This is a genomic window from Mesobacillus sp. ABV4_180 (assembly GCF_056158485.1).
On the sequence record NZ_JBSWTJ010000001.1, the window covers coordinates 2,149,525 to 2,166,464 of the forward strand.

Annotated in this window: 18 protein-coding genes and 1 tRNA gene; 12 read left to right on the forward strand and 7 right to left on the reverse strand. The window is 39.1% G+C overall.

All coding sequences use genetic code 11. From position 1 onward, the window contains the following. Positions 1-28 precede the first annotated feature (28 nt). Both ACXAEA_RS11025 and ACXAEA_RS11030 read left to right on the forward strand, forming a co-directional pair. Complete coding sequence (locus tag ACXAEA_RS11025; RefSeq protein ID WP_475095925.1) at positions 29-376, forward strand: hypothetical protein; 348 nt, start codon at positions 29-31, stop codon at positions 374-376. 133 nt (positions 377-509) lie between these two features. Further along, positions 510-1,868 carry an amino acid permease gene (locus ACXAEA_RS11030; protein WP_475095926.1) on the forward strand — a complete coding sequence of 453 codons (1,359 nt, stop codon included), beginning with the start codon at positions 510-512 and terminating at the stop codon, positions 1,866-1,868. Between the two features lie 343 nt (positions 1,869-2,211). On the opposite strand, the gene ACXAEA_RS11035 is transcribed toward ACXAEA_RS11030, so the two are convergent. The 3 genes from ACXAEA_RS11035 to ACXAEA_RS11045 all read right to left on the reverse strand — a co-directional run bounded on the left by ACXAEA_RS11035 (position 2,212) and on the right by ACXAEA_RS11045 (position 4,302). Further along, a complete protein-coding gene (locus ACXAEA_RS11035) occupies positions 2,212-2,856 on the reverse strand; it encodes a phosphatase PAP2 family protein (RefSeq protein WP_475095927.1) in 645 nt (214 codons plus the stop codon). A 282-nt stretch (positions 2,857-3,138) separates the two neighbouring features. Beyond that, positions 3,139-3,212: transfer RNA gene (locus ACXAEA_RS11040), tRNA-Arg, on the reverse strand. Positions 3,213-3,486: 274 nt separating this feature from the next. Next, complete coding sequence (locus ACXAEA_RS11045) at positions 3,487-4,302, reverse strand: YitT family protein (protein WP_475098119.1); 816 nt, start codon at positions 4,300-4,302, stop codon at positions 3,487-3,489. A 186-nt stretch (positions 4,303-4,488) separates the two neighbouring features. On the opposite strand from ACXAEA_RS11045, the gene ACXAEA_RS11050 reads away from it, so the two are divergent. Next, positions 4,489-4,746: a DUF1292 domain-containing protein gene (locus tag ACXAEA_RS11050; protein ID WP_475095928.1), complete on the forward strand. Its 258-nt coding sequence runs from the start codon at positions 4,489-4,491 to the stop codon at positions 4,744-4,746. A gap of 96 nt (positions 4,747-4,842) precedes the next feature. Beyond that, on the forward strand, positions 4,843-5,373 hold the full coding sequence (locus tag ACXAEA_RS11055; protein WP_475095929.1) for a GNAT family N-acetyltransferase: 531 nt from the start codon (positions 4,843-4,845) through the stop codon (positions 5,371-5,373). Between the two features lie 31 nt (positions 5,374-5,404). Here the strand turns inward: ACXAEA_RS11055 and ACXAEA_RS11060 are convergent, their stop codons facing one another. After that, positions 5,405-6,298, reverse strand: a complete 894-nt coding sequence (locus ACXAEA_RS11060) for a YitT family protein (RefSeq protein ID WP_475095930.1) — start codon at positions 6,296-6,298, stop codon at positions 5,405-5,407. 180 nt (positions 6,299-6,478) lie between these two features. Between ACXAEA_RS11060 and ACXAEA_RS11065 the strand changes: the two genes are divergently transcribed. Then, complete coding sequence (locus ACXAEA_RS11065) at positions 6,479-7,624, forward strand: cation:proton antiporter (RefSeq protein WP_475095931.1); 1,146 nt, start codon at positions 6,479-6,481, stop codon at positions 7,622-7,624. Positions 7,625-7,658: 34 nt separating this feature from the next. On the opposite strand, the gene ACXAEA_RS11070 is transcribed toward ACXAEA_RS11065, so the two are convergent. After that, the gene (locus ACXAEA_RS11070) at positions 7,659-7,856 is read right to left on the reverse strand and encodes a YwbE family protein (protein ID WP_475095932.1); all 198 of its coding nucleotides are present in this window, start codon (positions 7,854-7,856) and stop codon (positions 7,659-7,661) included. Further along, positions 7,856-8,044, reverse strand: a complete 189-nt coding sequence (locus ACXAEA_RS11075) for a hypothetical protein (RefSeq protein ID WP_475095933.1) — start codon at positions 8,042-8,044, stop codon at positions 7,856-7,858. The genes ACXAEA_RS11070 and ACXAEA_RS11075 overlap by 1 nt, the downstream gene beginning before the upstream one ends. Positions 8,045-8,179: 135 nt before the next feature. On the opposite strand from ACXAEA_RS11075, the gene ACXAEA_RS11080 reads away from it, so the two are divergent. From ACXAEA_RS11080 to ACXAEA_RS11090, 3 genes are all read left to right on the forward strand, one after another. Continuing rightward, a complete protein-coding gene (locus ACXAEA_RS11080; RefSeq protein WP_475095934.1) occupies positions 8,180-8,896 on the forward strand; it encodes a hypothetical protein in 717 nt (238 codons plus the stop codon). A gap of 305 nt (positions 8,897-9,201) precedes the next feature. After that, entirely contained in the window at positions 9,202-10,026 is an 825-nt protein-coding gene (locus ACXAEA_RS11085) for an STAS domain-containing protein (protein WP_475095935.1), read from the forward strand. Between the two features lie 12 nt (positions 10,027-10,038). Then, the gene (locus tag ACXAEA_RS11090) at positions 10,039-10,785 is read left to right on the forward strand and encodes a Cof-type HAD-IIB family hydrolase (RefSeq protein ID WP_475095936.1); all 747 of its coding nucleotides are present in this window, start codon (positions 10,039-10,041) and stop codon (positions 10,783-10,785) included. Between the two features lie 68 nt (positions 10,786-10,853). On the opposite strand, the gene ACXAEA_RS11095 is transcribed toward ACXAEA_RS11090, so the two are convergent. Next, positions 10,854-12,536 carry a glycosyl hydrolase family 28-related protein gene (locus ACXAEA_RS11095; RefSeq protein WP_475095937.1) on the reverse strand — a complete coding sequence of 561 codons (1,683 nt, stop codon included), beginning with the start codon at positions 12,534-12,536 and terminating at the stop codon, positions 10,854-10,856. A gap of 186 nt (positions 12,537-12,722) precedes the next feature. Here ACXAEA_RS11095 and ACXAEA_RS11100 point away from each other — a divergent pair, with 186 nt between their 5' ends. From ACXAEA_RS11100 to ACXAEA_RS11115, 4 genes are all read left to right on the forward strand, one after another. Then, complete coding sequence (locus tag ACXAEA_RS11100) at positions 12,723-13,796, forward strand: FUSC family protein (RefSeq protein WP_475095938.1); 1,074 nt, start codon at positions 12,723-12,725, stop codon at positions 13,794-13,796. 149 nt (positions 13,797-13,945) lie between these two features. After that, positions 13,946-15,328: a M48 family metallopeptidase gene (locus tag ACXAEA_RS11105; RefSeq protein WP_475095939.1), complete on the forward strand. Its 1,383-nt coding sequence runs from the start codon at positions 13,946-13,948 to the stop codon at positions 15,326-15,328. Positions 15,329-15,349: 21 nt separating this feature from the next. Next, a complete protein-coding gene (locus tag ACXAEA_RS11110) occupies positions 15,350-15,781 on the forward strand; it encodes an RDD family protein (protein WP_475095940.1) in 432 nt (143 codons plus the stop codon). Positions 15,782-15,886: 105 nt separating this feature from the next. Further along, on the forward strand, positions 15,887-16,873 hold the full coding sequence (locus ACXAEA_RS11115; protein ID WP_475098120.1) for a glycerophosphodiester phosphodiesterase family protein: 987 nt from the start codon (positions 15,887-15,889) through the stop codon (positions 16,871-16,873). Positions 16,874-16,940: the final 67 nt, after the last annotated feature.

A 16,940-nucleotide genomic window follows, 5' to 3' on the forward strand; every position in this document is an offset into this window, starting at 1 on the left:
TATCGAACTTTACTCAGGGGGATAGGACATGTCTGTAATCGTTATACAAACATTTGAAATCAAGCAAGATAAATTTCCAGATGGGATCAAGAATTTGCGGTTAATGCAAAACTTCCGGAACGAACAATATGATCACAGGGTAGAATTATTGTCTCCGATATCAGGTGAAGATCACAAATATGCCTTGATCTCTACTTATGAGGGACTTGCGGAAATGGAACTGCAAAACAAAAAGATGTTTGAGGACGAAGAATACAAGAAATTGATCGGCGAATTCTTCCTCGAAAACATTGTTCAGGGCAGTATGTATACCCAGATGTATCGAACGATGACAGGACTGAAAAATGACGCAGAGTCTGAAAAAAATAAAAAATAACTGTTTATAAAAGCCAATCTAATTGATTCGGCTTTTTTTAATGGGTTTATTTTGAGATATGCAAAATTTTGCTGGTACATAAATCAGTGTCATTTCTCGAATGATAATATGTGTTAAAGAAGGAGGCAGAGGCATGGACTTTTTTCTTCCATCTGGAAAATCATGCAACGGGAACGATACATCTGAAGGGGACTTAAAATGGTGGCAATTGTCTTTGATTGGTGTGGGATGTACCATTGGCACAGGATTTTTCCTTGGTTCTTCAATCGGGATAAAAATCACAGGGCCATCTATTGTATTATCTTTCCTCCTTGCAGCAATCGGTACATATGTGGTTTATAATTTGCTGGCAAAAATGACTGCTGATGATCCTCAGGATGGGTCCTTCTGTTATTACGCGAAGAAAGCATATGGACAGTGGGCCGGCTTTAGCTGCGGATGGAATTACTGGAGTTCCAACATTCTGATCATGGGAAGCCAGCTAACAGCTCTTTCTATCCTTTCTCAATTTTGGTTTCCCGATATCCCTTTATGGATTTTTGCAACGGGATATGCCATCCTTTCCATCGGTGTAGTCCTTACTGGGAATAAAGGCTTTGACAGAGTGGAGGATTTCCTTGCAGTCATTAAGACTGCTGCAATTATCATGTTCATTTTGATTGCAGCTGCTGCTCTTTTTGGATTGTTCAACCTGGATACGAAAGAAGTGTTGATACCAAAATCACCACAAAAATTATTCCCTGAAGGATTCAAGGGGTTTTGGTCATCATTGATTTACGCTTTTTATGCATACGGAGGTATAGAAGTAATCGGCCTGATGGCAACCAGGCTTAAAAATAAAGAAGATGCACCTAAGGCAGGTATAATCATGCTTGTCTTACTCGTCGTGATTTATGTACTGGCATTGGGATTCGCTGTAATTTTGGCTGCTCATGGTGCTTTTAATGAACAGGAAAGCCCATTTGTAACAGCCCTGGATCATTATGAATTAGCGTTCTTTCCCCATGTATTTAATGCAGCAATCATTGTAGCTGGTTTCTCCACTATGACTGCATCTTTATTTGGAGTAACGACATTGCTGGTCACACTTGCCAAGGATGGAGATGCTCCAAAAGTATTTTCAAGAAAAATTGAAAAATGGAAGGGGCTGCCACTGCCTTCACTTGCGCTTGCCATCACAGGATTGATCGCATCAATTGTAACTGCATTACTTTTGCCGGGAAAAATTTATGAGTATATAACAACCGCCGCTGGAATTCTTATATTATTTAACTGGGCCTTTATCATCCTTTCGTCCATGAAAATATTAAAGTTGAAAGTGTGGGGGAAACTCATTGCATTCACAGGGATTCTCCTGATTATTGCAGCAGTCAGCGGAACCCTCATGGAAAAAAGTATCCGGATGGGATTCTTCGTAAGCATTATTGTTGTTGTCGCAATCAGCATGGTCGCGGCATATTTGCAAAAAAAAATATGGGTGAAGAACAGCTGAAAGAGGTTACTACATTATATACTGAGCAAAAAGAGTGTTTGTCTTTAGGATTGATCAAATCACCAAAGATGGTGAAGAAGCAGAGAGGAACTGGATTTTCAGGAAAGAGGCAATTGGTTTGTGTTATAATTCTTGTTCAAAAAAATCTCTCCTTTTGTTTGTTTTGTTGTGTTGACTTAATTACAAAAGAGGGATTTTCTTGTTTTTATTTTGAGATAAAAAATGAAGTTAGAAACTTGAGTTGATTGGAACGGAAATCAACGGACCATTTTTTCAAGCCGTACTAAATAGAAAAAGGGTGCCCAAAAGTTTTTTTACTTTTGGGACACCCTGTTTGCGTAATTTAATCCTTTAAATATACTGTGCTGGATTTTTCAGCGATTCTAAGTTCATATAGCTCAAAAACAATGCCATAGATAAATGAAGTTAAAAACATAGATCCTAGCATATCAAGAATATAATGCTGTTTTACAAAAAGGGTCGAAATAATAATCAACGTTCCCATTACAGGAACAAAAACGGAATGAAAAATATGCTTATTCTTAATATTTATATTGCCAAGCAGAATTGCAAACGTTGTTAAAACATGAATACTGGGGAATGCATTATACGGTCGATCATGGTTATAAATCATCCCTACAAGATCGATTAGTATTCCATTACCAACTAGATCTGGCCTTGGTACTGTTGTCTGAAAGAAAAAATAAATCACAAAACATACTAATTCACCGATTACGATTACACTAAGCGTTTTTAAATATACACGTGTATCTTTATACCAAAAGTAAAGCAAATAACCCAAAATAAACGCATACCAGATGATATATGGCAAAATAAAAACTGGAAGAAACGGTATAAACCCATCAAATTCGGTGGACAGGATGACCGCCTCTCTTGGATTGGTATTCAATATTTTATAAATCAATCCTAATACTGGCATCACCAGCAAAAATAATAAATATGGTGTTTCTTTCAATTTAGCTTTCATTAAATATCTCCTTTTACATAAAAACTCTTAATCTTAAATACCACAATCTTTCTTTTTTAATCCAAAATCAAATGGAATGGAATGGATTTCCTATTCATCATTTACAAAAATATAGACGTAATGAAAGGGGATTTAGTTCCAAGGGACTAGCAAAATTAACTTTTTAAAGTATTTAATGGTTTGTGGCAAACGGATGGATAGAACAGAACGGAGGAAAGCAATGTGCGAAAATAAGCAAAAGAGCAAAAAAATAAAACCTTGATTAAAATCAAGGTTTTTAAGCGTCCCAGAAGAGATTCGAACTCCCGACCTACAGTTTAGGAAACTGTTGCTCTATCCTGCTGAGCTACTGGGACAAGATTAGAAATAATGATGTAGTTTCGTGCAAGTTCACAATTCAGATATATCCCGTCCTCATCTCAGAAAGCTTAACCAAGATGCAACTCGATGAGTACGCTGAAGTAATTTCATGGAAGTTTATTCGGGCGTACTGAGCTACTGGGACAAGTATATACATTAATGTTGCGACTCAATTATTATATGACATACGGCACAAAATTTCAAGATAAATTTTCCTGTAAATAATAAAAAAGGAGAAAGTTAATGCTGAATAACTCTCTCCTTTTTTCTTTAATGGTGTTTCCTATGAAATAGCCCCATGACTTCCAAAGTTTCCGTTATATTGACGAATGCGTCAGGATCAATCTCTTCAATTAGCGTTTTTACTTCTGTCAGTTCATATCGTGAAATGACTGTAATGATGACATTGCTTTTTTCATTGGAAAAACCTCCAACAGAATCGATGACCGTGACTCCACGATACACATTTTGTAACAAATGCTGTTTAACTTCCTCACCTTTTCTGGTGATGATCATCAATGTTAACTTCACATGATGAGTATGTACCTTATCAATTACTTTGCCAAGTGCGTAGATAGAAACAAGTGTATTCAGCGCAGCATCCCAGCTGAACAAGAAGCCAGATAATAAAATGACGACTGAATTCATTGCAAATAATAGGGTTCCCATCGGAAAATCCTTGCGTCTTGTAAGCAACATGCCAATTATGTCAAACCCTCCAGATGAACCTGATGATCGAAAAATGATGCCAATTCCGAGACCGGCGATCGCTCCGCCAAAAATCGAAGAAAGAATCGGGCTTTTCGCAAGTTGAAATACAGGAATGATATAAAGGGTAATCGAGATCACCACAACAGACAGAATCGTATAAAGGATGAATTTCCGTCCTAATTTTAAATATCCAAGCACCAATAAAGGGAAATTCAACAAGAAATTAAAAACGCCTGTGTTTATGGAAGTGAGCATAGAGAAAATAATCGATAAGCCACTGATTCCGCTGCTCATGATTCCATGCGGTATTAAGAAAAAATTAAATGCAAATGAAACGATTATTGAGCCGATAATAATTCCTGCTGCCTTCACAATGACTCCTCCAAAAAACAAGTGTGTTAGGAATAGTATATAGATGAAAGAAAAGAAGTAAATTTAAAAGTTTATTTTAAATTAATTAAGAATTTAGATTTGAGGTGAACTTTGAAATAAATCTGTTTTTGTCATATACAGTCGAGCGGATGGGAAAAGTAAAAGGGTAATTAGCGGAGGTGAATACATTTGGATCATGATTCAATCCGGGACCTGGTTATAGTTACAGATGACCAAGGCCGTGAGAAACAATTTGAAGTAGAGGCTTTATTTGAGATGAATGGAGAGTCCTTTGCAATGTTAAGGAATGATGAGGGAACAGTTTTGATGCGAGTAGAAGAACAGGAAGGGGATCAATTCCTGGTCGGATTGAACAATGAACTCGATAAATCGAATCTCCTTGATGCCTATCAAATTGCAGTAGATGCAGCCCCAGCAGAAGAATAATTCAAGCCGTCCTTTAAGGGCGGTTTTTTTATGGAGGAAAAAATGCCTTTAAGAAAGAATTACTCTAAGATAATCTTTTTTACTTTGGAGGACTTTATGGAATTCCCTATTTTGGAAACAAAACGGCTTATCCTCAGAAAAATCAATGAGGAGGACGCAGATGATTTATTTATAAATTTCTCAAACCCTGAGGTCATGAAACATTACGGATCTGAACAAATGGAAAATGTAGAAGAAGCGACAGCCTTAATTCATTCCTTTCAGGTTAACTTTGATGAGAATAAAGGAATAAGGTGGGGGATTGAAATCAAAAGCAGCAGGAAGCTGATCGGTTCAGTTGGTTTTCATGCTTTGTCAATCAAACATAAAAGAGCAGAGATAGGATATGAGCTTAACCAGGCATACTGGGGACACGGTTATGCGAAGGAAGCAATCAGCAAAGCTGTCGAGTATGGAGTGGTAGAAATGGGCTTAATGCGAATTGGCGCAATTGTATTCCGCGACAATCTTGCTTCGAATGAGTTGCTATTAAAGTCAGGATTTCAAAAAGAAGGCATTTTGAGGAGTTATATCATCCAAAATGACGTTTCGTATGATACCAATGTTTACGCCTTGATAAAAAAATGAGGAAAGAGCTGCGACTCTTTCCTCATTTTCATTAGTGAATATTCCGTTTCTTGAATCTGCCTCCACGGACTTCTGCAATATTCCCAACAGCGAGGAAAGCTGTTTCATCCAATTCCTCCACAATGGACTTCAGTTTTGCCTCTTCTAGACGTGTAATGACACAAAAAATGACCTTTTTGTCATCGCCAGTATATGCACCTTCTCCAGTTAAATAGGTAACTCCTCTCCCTAGGCGGGCAAGAATTGCTTCTCCTATTTCCTTATGCTGATCACTGATGATCCAGGCCGCTTTTGATTCATCAAGACCGGCAATGACAACATCTATTGTTTTAAACGCGATAAAATATGCAAGTATTGAATACATGGCCCGATCCCAGCCAAAAACAAAACCGGCAGTAGCAAAAATAAAGATATTAAAAAACATGATCACTTCACCAACAGAGAAGGGAAGCTTCCTATTGGCAAGTATGGCCAAAATCTCAGTACCGTCAAGGGAGCCGCCATACCTGATGACAATGCCTACACCAGCTCCAAGTACAATGCCGCCAAAAACAGTAGCCAGGAGTAAATCCTCTGTAAAAACAGGGACAGTATGAAGAAAAGTAGTGGTTAAAGACAAGACCGTGATACCCAATAAGGTCGATAATGCGAATGTTTTACCTATTTGCTTATAACCGATGAAAAAGAATGGGATGTTAAGGATGAAAATAAATAGGCCAAGTCGCCAGCCAGTCAAATGAGAGAGGATAATTGAAATACCTACGATTCCACCGTCAAGAATTCGATTTGGAACGAGAAATTCCTCAATCCCGACCCCCATCAAAATCGCACCAAAAATGATGAAAAAAATCCTTTTTGCTAATTTTGTTTTCGTTATGCCTTTATGCTGTTGTTGAGCAAGAGCAGCTGCTGGAATGCTGTTCATATACTCCCCCCTTTACAATGTTAATCCATATATACTGTTTAAATAATTTTATCATATTATTCCAGATTTGACGGAAAATAAAGACCTGAGACATTTTCATTTGTCAGTGTTGGTGCCGTATAAATTGGGTAGTAGATAAGATAGAACACTTTAAAAAATAAATAAAGGTGTTGTTGCAGGTTGAATTTGACTTTAGCCATCGGGCTATTTTTACTGGTTCTTTTTTTCATAGGCATGATTGGAATCAAGCTGATAAAAATACCAGATATATTATTATATATATTGCTGGGACTCTTTATATCCGCATTTATTAAGGAGTCCAAAGTGATCGAGGTCGCAGGGGAAATCGGCCTGGTTTTATTGTTTTTCCTCCTTGGAATGAAATTCCCGGTAAGCAGGCTTATCAGAAATAGCGCAAAAGTTTGGAAAGGCGGTTTGCTGGATGCAGTTCTAGGCATATTCGTAACCGCAGGAATCTGCTATCTTTTTGGACTTGATTGGGTTTCCTCGTTAATAGTAGGGGGGATTGTCTACGCCACAAGCTCATCCATCACAGCAAAGCTGCTCGAAGATAAAAACAGGACCGAAAACAAAGAATCAGAATTCATGCTGCTCATACTTGTATTTGAAGATTTGATTGCACCAATCCTTGTAACTGTATTGATAGGATTAACAGGGGAAGGGTTTACAGTAAAAGACTTTTTGTTCATTCTTCTCAAAATTGCCTTGCTCGCCGGAGTTGCCGTATTCTTTGCGAGAATCGTCTTCAAAAAGGCAGAATCTATTTTAAAAGATATTAAACAAGATGATATTTTTATCGTATTAATAACCGGTATCGCTCTGACCTACGGCGGTATCGCGATGCTTCTTGGACTTTCAGAGGTGATTGGCGCTTTCCTGGCTGGAATGATGCTTTCAGAGCTGACAATCAAAGACAAGGTAGAAAAAGTCGCATTGCCAGTAAGAAATATATTTCTTCCTTTCTTTTTCCTCAACTTTGGGCTTCATATTGAGCTGTCTGATGAAATCCCTTATTTAGGATTGTTAGTCGTCCTTGTTCTGTGGTCGCTGATCCATAAACTGATTGTTGGTTATTTTGGCGGTCAATGGTATGGCCTTCCAAGAAGCTATTCGCTGAAAGCAGGACTATCCTTGACACAAAGAGGAGAATTTTCGGTTATCATTGCCGCCCTTGCGTCAGGCGAATTAAAGATGTTTGCGAGTGTTTATATATTGGTCATTGCGTTCATAGGGACCATCCTTTTTCAGTTGGCTCCACGCCTGAATAAATTAATTATTGATAAGGTCAGGGAGAAAACTGGGTAAAAAAAAGCATGAAAGGGGTTTTCCTTTCATGCTTTTATCTTTCTAGAATTTCCTTTACCCTGCCAACCTGACCGTCTTCAAGCCTGACTTTGATCCCATGTGGATGTCTGCTTGAATTGGTAAGGATGTCCTTTACCACTCCGGTTGTAAGCTTCCCAGTCCTCTGGTCGTTTTTAAGGACAATATTCACTTTTTGGCCGGGAGATATTTCATTGCGATTCTGACCGTTCATTAAACTCCCATCTTTCGACGCTGGTTGCTTACCTTTTTCGTCTGCTGGCTTTTCATCTTCTTCGTTGTATCCTGCTGATTCATGGCACCTTTGCCGCCCGCAGCATTCTTTTTCTTGTTTTCTAATTGCTGTTTAATAGCATCCTGAAGGCTCATTTTCTTTTTTGGGATTTCATTTTCGTTTGTCATACAGTCCTCCTGAACTAAATTTTGGTACATCAATTATAAACTTTTTTTTCATAAAAGGGAATTGTGAGATTTAACGGTATAGAATCTTACCAGTTTATGTATTATGATGAAACAAAAAGGGTAAGAGGGATTTGCTTGAAAATTAGACGTTCCATTATATTATCTCTAGCTATTTTAGTCATTGCAGGAAGCTATATTATTTATTATTTGAATCATGAAGCTAAATACGCAGGACTTACCTTTGTACCTGAAAAATCAGAGGATGTTCCTCTCTATAAGGGATTGGAGCCAGATAGTCCGGAATACATCATTGAAGGCAATCATTGGGAAGACATTTTGTCGTTCTATAGGGCTGAATTGCCAGAAAACGGATGGTCTGAAGTTATGATTCAACTTTCGCCAGAGACCGAGGGTGATGGAGCAGGTTTCATGTCAACATGGCAAAAAGAAGGTCAGCAGTGGGATCTTACAATCGGTGCTGCTTACTTTAAAAATAGTAATCAGACTGAAGTGATTTTTGACAAAATCGGGAGGCTATCAGCGGAGAAGTGGATTGAAACCGCCCCTGCAGAAATTTGTATCAATGAACAGCCGGACCGAAATGACGATTGTTTTAAAATGTCTGATAAAGAATCAATTGAACAGGTGGCAGCCATGGTGAATGAGGCATTTGAATGGAACAAAGACAAGGTCCCTTATGCCGAGAAAAGCGTCATGGATTTTGGTACAATCAAAGTAGAGGTCTACTATGAACTGGATAAAGGAATCTATCTTGTATCTGAGAAAGGAACAAAGTGGATGAAGCCAGAAAGAGAGTTCTTCGAATTGACCAGAATCTCCAAAGAGTACTAGGCATCCATCCAATCCTCCTGATTAACTTAAGGAGGATTTTTTTGTTTTGTTACTATTTGCATTTCACAAGTTAAAATGAGTATCATTTACCTAGGCCAACCTGATTATTTTCATATTAACCCTAAAGCTTAACAGCTTATCAGAGGAATTTATCTTAAATAAAGTGTATTCTATTGTTAAATAATGATATTAATCGTAAGTACTTTTTTATCCTAAAATTACAAAGAGTGCTAATTAGCAGGTTGAATATTTGATACCTGCAGATGCCCTTAACCTATCCAACGACTGAAGAGGAAGTGACCTTGGTGAACTCAATTCTAGCGGTTGCAGATGAACTACAACAAAATTCCGATCCGATCGCGAAGGAAATGGTAGAAAAAATAATTGAAAAAATCGGGGTTGAAATACCACAGAAAGAAATTGATCAAGCTGTTGAAGTTTATACTGAATATTTTGGTTTTCTTGGGGATTCCATCAAGAATGCGGATGACTCAACACCAGAAGCGCTACTGGCCTGGAGCAGGAATAATGGAGAGCGGGAAGCAGCAAAAGGTGGAAGAATTTCTGACATCATTCTGAGATATCCTCCAACCAGGCTTGTATTTATTGATAAAATGGCTGAAATCAGCCTAAAGCATGGAGTTAGTACCGAAGACTTAATCTGGATCAATAAAAGAGTAAACAATATGCTGGATATAAGCATAAACGAAACGGTCTTTGCCTTCGAAAGGCATAATGAACAAATAATGAAAGCAGTACAGGATGAAGTGAATATTTTGTCGGCACCTGTTGTGCCTGTCCAGGAAAATGTCGCTGTACTGCCTCTGGTTGGAAAAATGGACCACGATAGAGCAGTATTAATAATGGAGCGTGCTGTACCGCTTGTCGCAAAACAAAAAATCCAATGTTTGATCATTGATTTTTCAGGTATTGTTACCATCGATGCCACGATTGCCAAACATATTTTTGATATCCACAATGTATTACGCTTGCTGGGAGTTGATTCAATAGCAACGGGCATGAGACCGGAGCTTGCCCAGGCTGCAGTAGAGGGCGGAGTGGATTTTTCAAGCATCAATACATTCGCCACAGTAAAACAGGCAATCGACAGTATCAATAACAGTAACTAATGGAGGTACACTTTGGATAAAAAGAAACCAGAAATAAAGCTAATCGCACTTGATATGGATGGTACACTTTTGAATGAACATCATGAAGTATCAGCAGAAAACAAGGAGGCAATCAAAGAGGCGGAGAAAAAAGGTGTCCATGTAGTTCTCAGTACAGGCCGAAGCCTAAAAACAGCGCGGGATTATGTCATTTCGCTAGAACTGTCTTCGTATCTGGTAACAGTTAATGGCGGTGAAATATGGGGACCCAACGGAGAACTCGTGCTCCGCAATCCAGTCGATACAGCTCACATTCAATGGATGTATGACTTATCAAAAAAACACAATGCTAAATTTTGGGCCATCAGCAGTGAAAACAACTGGAACAACAATATGCCAGAAGACCTCCTGTCTCAGGAGTGGTTAAAGTTTGGTTTCCATATAGAAGAAGATGAAATCCGAGAAAGTGTCTTGAATGAGTTAAAAGAGAAAGGCTTATTTGAAATCAGCAACTCAAGCCTTAAAAACATAGAAGTAAACGCTCTGGGAATTAATAAGGCAAGAGGCCTGGAAAAGGTTTGCGAACTTCTTGGCATATCAATGGATAATGTCATGGCAGTAGGGGACAGTTTAAATGATATCGCCATGATCACGGAATCTGGGCTCGGAGTTGCTATGGGGAATGCACAGGAAACAGTCAAGCAAGCTGCAGACTTTATTACGGGACCTAATACCGAAAGTGGAGTGGCGCTTGCAATCCGTAAATGGGTGCTCTCTTAATGCAGTTTACTACGATAAGCAATCAGGCGGCCTCAAATTAGAGGCCGCCTGATTTCATAGTACATTCATTAAACGATTGTATTGCTTTTTTGATGCAGCACTGCTACTGGCACCTTAAATCCTTTCGCGTGAATATCTGTTATCTGTGGTTTGGTTTCAGCCACTTCGACCACTGCCTTCCCATTAACAGCCTCAGCAAAGACATCGCTCACCACCGCCTTTTCAACACCTGCACCTATATGGATTGATTTTGGCGCAGAATGATTGACAAAAACATTGCGAAGCTTTACATTGTCAGCATGGTTTCCGCCTCCAAATACCTTTATATCGTGACCAGCACTTGTGAACCCGCTGACTTGGACATTTTTTAATATGATATTTCTCGAACGATACTGGATGGCGACTACTGGCTCACCCTCATAATTGTATGCAGGGTCGCCAATCACCGTAAAATGATTTACTGCAACATTTTTATATGCTGATACAACCATTGCCCTTGGAGAAGAATTGGCATATAAATCAGTATGGATTGGCTTAACTGATACAATATTGGCAGCTCTTAAGTTGATTGCTGTCTTGGATTCAGGGTCATTTTCCTTATGATGGCCAATATGCCTGAAATTATAGGACCGATTATCATTCACTGAAAGGTGGCCAATAATAACAACATTATTGGCTGCAGAAGACGTATGATGGGCCTTGACTTCTACACCTCCAAAACATCTGGCAGATGAATTGTTCCACAGCCATACATTCCGCGAGCCATCGTCGATTTCGATCCCATTGGAATTTGAAAACCCTTTTTTATGCGCTTTTCCGCTTGGGTCGCACATATGGCAATTTGATATGAAAATATTGTCGCTATGGTGGGTTGTAATCCCATCATCACCAAAACCATAACCTGTCAGATTATCGAGCCAGACATATTCACTGCCGCCCCTTGCACGGTAGCCATCACCATAATAATTGTAGAGGGGAGAGGAAATATCAAAGCAATGAAGCCCGGGATTGGCGCCTTCTACATCCTTCACCCAGCCAAATTTCACGTTCGCATACAGCAGGCAGCTGGAATGATTTCCCCAGGTGCTCGTTTTATCCGTATTCCCCAGACGTTCAACATTCCAATCAAGTGTCATTCCTTTAACATATATATTGCGGTTTCCTGTGCGGTGATTCCGGTTTGTGACAAGTCTTGTTCCTTTTGGTGCTGTATCGCTAAGCTTAATGATGGTTCTTCCTTTGCCTGCCCCAACAAGGCTTGTCCATGAAGGAAGCCTGATTCCTTTTGTAACGAAAACTCCTTCTGGAACATATACTTTTACTCGTCCTTTGCCGAATGCCATGCGGAAAGCTTCTGTACAATCCGTTTTTCCATCTCCGACTGCACCAAAATCCTCGAGATGTACTTCACGATCGATTTCCTGCAATAATTGATTGTATTCATCGATCAATAACTCCATCCACTCCGGATATATATTCCCGTTTTGATCAACAACAGTATCAAAATCTTCAGCATCGTCAAATGCTGACTTTGTCTGTACAAGCTTCCTGAGTGTCGACTTGAAGTTAGTGAAATAGGAGGAAATGGCAGCTGAATTTTTATATTGAATAGAAGTGTAATCCGCACTTGCTTCCTGGAATAAAGCATTCGTTTCATGTACCAATTCATTTATGTTTAAACTCTTACCCGATAATGTTGATATTAGTTCCGCATTTCTTTTAGGATCATGATTTCTGTCTAGATTGATCATTCGATTCCCACCTTTTGTACAAGCTGCTCGAATATTATTTCCCGCTACTGGGGATGATACCCTTTTTTAGCCCTGAAAAATCATCTCTCTTTATAATCAGAGCTCTTTTCGGATATGATGGGGATGTGTTTGATTATCTTAGCAACCGAAAAAAATAGAAGGATTTTCAAGAGAGTAGGGGATTTAATGATTACACTAGGGCCGCGGGTCTTGAAAACTGGGCTTGCTGTCGTGCTTGCCTTATATATAACAAAATGGCTGGGATTGGAGCCCCCAGTCTTTGCCGCGATTGCAGCAACTTTCACGATTCAGCCATCCATCTACCGCTCCTGGAAACAGGTTTTGGAGCAATTCCAGGCAAATACCCTCGGGGCAGTCATAGCCATCAGTTCCATCTATCTGTTCGGCAATAATCCCATTGTAATAGGGCTTGTTATGGTCATTGTAATTATTATAAGTTTAAAGCTTAAGATGGAAGGGTCAATTTCCTTAACGCTAATTACAGTTTTGGTTATGATGAGTTCACATGAATTTGAAGGTATTGTAGCAGCCGGAAATAAATTCATCATTGTCCTGGTGGGAATGGGTTCTGCCTTCCTTGTAAACCTTATTATCTCACCTCCAAACTTTAATAAGAATTTCATAGAAAAAATGAACGCCAGCTTCAGCATCATGTCACTGCTGATCAGGACAGCCATTTCGAATGAATTGACAGAAAAGACCTTCCAGAATGAGTGGATTCAATTTAAAAAGAATTTAGTAAAACTGGAGGATTTTTATAAAATCGTTGATGAAGAAAGGGAGAAAATATCAAAAGTTAAACCGCTTGACGTAAGGGAAATCGTGGTATTTAAGCAAATGCTCGCCTGTCTTCAGCAAGGGGCAAAACTGCTTGATATTATTGAGGACCATTTCTTCCAAAGCCGGCCTGATGACCAGGAGACTAGAGAGTTCGACCACCACCTTGAAGAACTGATCCAATATCACGAGATGATCCTCTTGAAATATTCTGGAAAAGTAAAGGAAATAGAAGCGGAAGAAATATTAATGGGAAGCGGTCAATTTCTCCAGTCGATCATAGAGGATGCGACTATTGAAAGAGAGCACAAGCTCAGACTCGTCATAATCGGATCTGCCATCTATGATTATGCATTTCAACTAGAACGGTTGAATGATATTATTGAGCAGTATCAAAATAAGAAGCAGAATGTTGAAAAAACCACCTTTATGAGAAAACCAAAATTTTTTCTTAAAAAATGAAACTAGGGGGTCTTTACGACCCTTTTTTAATTTGCAAATTTAGATACCTTCCTGACAAATTAAGGACTTAATTCCTATAAAACTCATCTATACCAATTTATTAATTTTCCATATAATCATCTTAATTATATATAAGGAGAATTAAATAGGTGTCAGAACAAACATACTCACAGAAAGAATTGATTCATAAAAATGAGAATAAATATTTCTGGACCGTACTAAGTATTAGTATTGTGTCTTACCTCATTTTTGCTTTTTCATTTGTCGGACTTTTTATCCTTGCAGCATTCTTAATGATTTCATTATTACTGCATGCCCTTATGATTGGACATATCAGGCTAAACGGAGTGAAGATTGGGGCAAATCAGTTCCCATTAATTCAACAGACAGTGACAGGGCTTTGTGAGAGGATGGAAATTAAGCAAATTCCAGATATATACGTCATTCAATCAGGTGGAGTCCTGAACGCTTTTGCCACCCGTTTTTTCGGGAGAAATATGATGGTTGTTTATTCTGAAATTTTCGAACTTGTGGAACAAAATGCGGAGGATGAAGTCAGCTTTGTTTTAGCGCATGAATTGGCTCACATTAAACGCAAACACCTTGGGAAAATGCTGTTCATTTTGCCCTCCATGTGGATTCCTGGTATAGCTGAAATGTATCTGCGAGCTTGCGAATATACATGTGACCGTTATGCGGCATACTATACAGGGAATTTTGCCGCTGCGAAGAATAGCCTGACATTGCTGGCAGTTGGCAAAAGATTGTATGGAAAAGTGAATAAGGCTGAATATCTCGACCAAATCAATCATGAGAAAGGATTTTTTATCTGGCTTGCGGAGGTATTATCAACACATCCGCCGCTGCCGAAAAGAATTAATGAAATTAGCTCTTTTTTTGGTGAAACCGATCAAGTATTCATTTCTCATAAAAAATCCAAAGCTTTGCTAATATTCGGCTTTGTTTCCGTTATGCTTATCGGTACTGCCTGGGCAGGAGGCTACTATGTTTATAACATCATCAATTCGACTTTCTTAACTGAAGATAATGATTTGGAAGGAGAAAATGAAGTTTCTCCACTGATTCATGCTGTTATTTCCGGAGATTTGCAAAAGGTAAAAAAACTGATCGAAGATGGAGAAGATGTTCATACCATCGATTATCAAGGCTATACTCCTCTCGATTGGGCCGTAAAAGACGGGAATGAGCAAATGATAAAGCTGCTGCTTAATCTTAATGCCGACCCTAACTTCGAATCAGATTATGGCATGACCCCCTTCATGACTGCTGCGGAAACAGGAAACACTTCAATCATTAACCTTCTTCACCAAGCAGGAGGGGATCCAAACTATCAAGAAATGAGCGCTGGCTATACTGCATTGACTTATGCTATATTCAGCGGCCAGCTTGAAGCTGTAAAACTATTGATAGAATTGGGAGCAGATCCACAAATGGAAGACTATTCAGGAATGACTGCAAGAATGCAAGCACTACAGACTGGCGAGCAGGAAATTGCAGATATTTTAAAATAAAACAACCCAGGAGGATTAACAATGAACAGACCTGCAGGTTTTTGGGTAAGGCTTGGGGCAGCAATTTTAGACGGATTAATTATCGGTATACCAATATCACTTATCAGTTACCTCGTAACAGGGAGTGCAGATGAAAATGCCTTCAGCCAATCAGTTAACTTTCTTTACACACTGATTGTTCCTGTCATATGGTCAGGATATACAATAGGCAAAAAAATCGTCGGTGTACGAATCGCAAAAGTAAATGGTGATAAGCTTGGCTTTGGTACAATGTTCATGCGCACTTTTGTCGCAGCCATTGTTTATCTCTTAACACTGGGCATAGGTGTCATCGTCAGCGCTTTTATGGTAGGGCTGCGCCAGGATAAAAGAGCGATTCACGACTTTATCGCCGGTACCTACGTAACATATGAAAAACCAAATGAAGTAAGCTTTGAACAAAAACAAATCTAACTGATCTACACCCTGGACTTTGGATTCCAGGGTGTTTTTTATTGATGTTTTTTATGGAAAATCCAGGACTGAGACATTATGATGGTTAGTATATTGATAAAAAAATTGGAGGATTTCATGAAGTACTTTAAGTATAAAAAGTTTACCTTATTGTTTATATTGATTTTAATAATATTCATGAACAATACCTCATTATTCCCATCAGGCAGTCATCAGCCACAGCTGCTGGCTCATAGAGGGATGGCGCAAACATTTGATTTGGAAGGGGTTACGGGAGAAAGTTGTACGGCGGAACGAATCCATGTACCGGAACATGACTACTTGGAAAATACGATTCCTTCGATGGAAGCAGCTTTTGAAAAAGGAGCTGATATCGTTGAACTGGATGTTCATCCTACCACAGATGGGGACTTTATTGTTTTCCATGACTGGACACTTGATTGCCGGACCAATGGGAAAGGTGTTACAAGGGAGCATAGTGTTGAAGAATTAAAGGCTCTTGACGTCGGATATGGGTATACAGCTGATGATGGCAAGACATTTCCATTCCGTGGAAAGGGCATCGGCATGATGCCTACATTGGATGAAATATTGCAGGCTTTTAGCAGCAAGGAATTATTGATCCATATAAAAAGCAATGATCCTGAGGAAGGCCGGCTTTTAGCAGATTATCTGAAAAGCTATCCAAATGAAACCCTTGATTACATAGCTGTCTACGGTGGGGATGAGCCCATTGCTACATTAAAGGATAAAATGCCTGATATGAAAGTGATGTCAAAAGAGACATTAAAAGGCTGTTTACTTCCGTACATAGCAGTCGGTTGGTCAGGGTATGTACCTGGAAGTTGCAAAAATACTCAATTACACATTCCCGAGAAAATCGGACCCTGGCTTTGGGGCTGGCCTGAAAAATTTGTTGACAGAATGGACCGAAAGGGTACAAGGACAATTATTGTCGGAGGAAATGGCAGCGGTTTTTCTTCCGGCTTTGACTCTAAGGAAGATTTGGAACGTCTCCCGGATCATTTCGAGGGTATTATTTGGACAAATAAAATTGAAGAAATAGCACCGGCTGTCAAGAACCCGCAATAAAAAATCGGCACAGTATAAAAGCAGTTACAAAGATTTTTAATGAAACTTTATTAATGGGGGAGTGAGC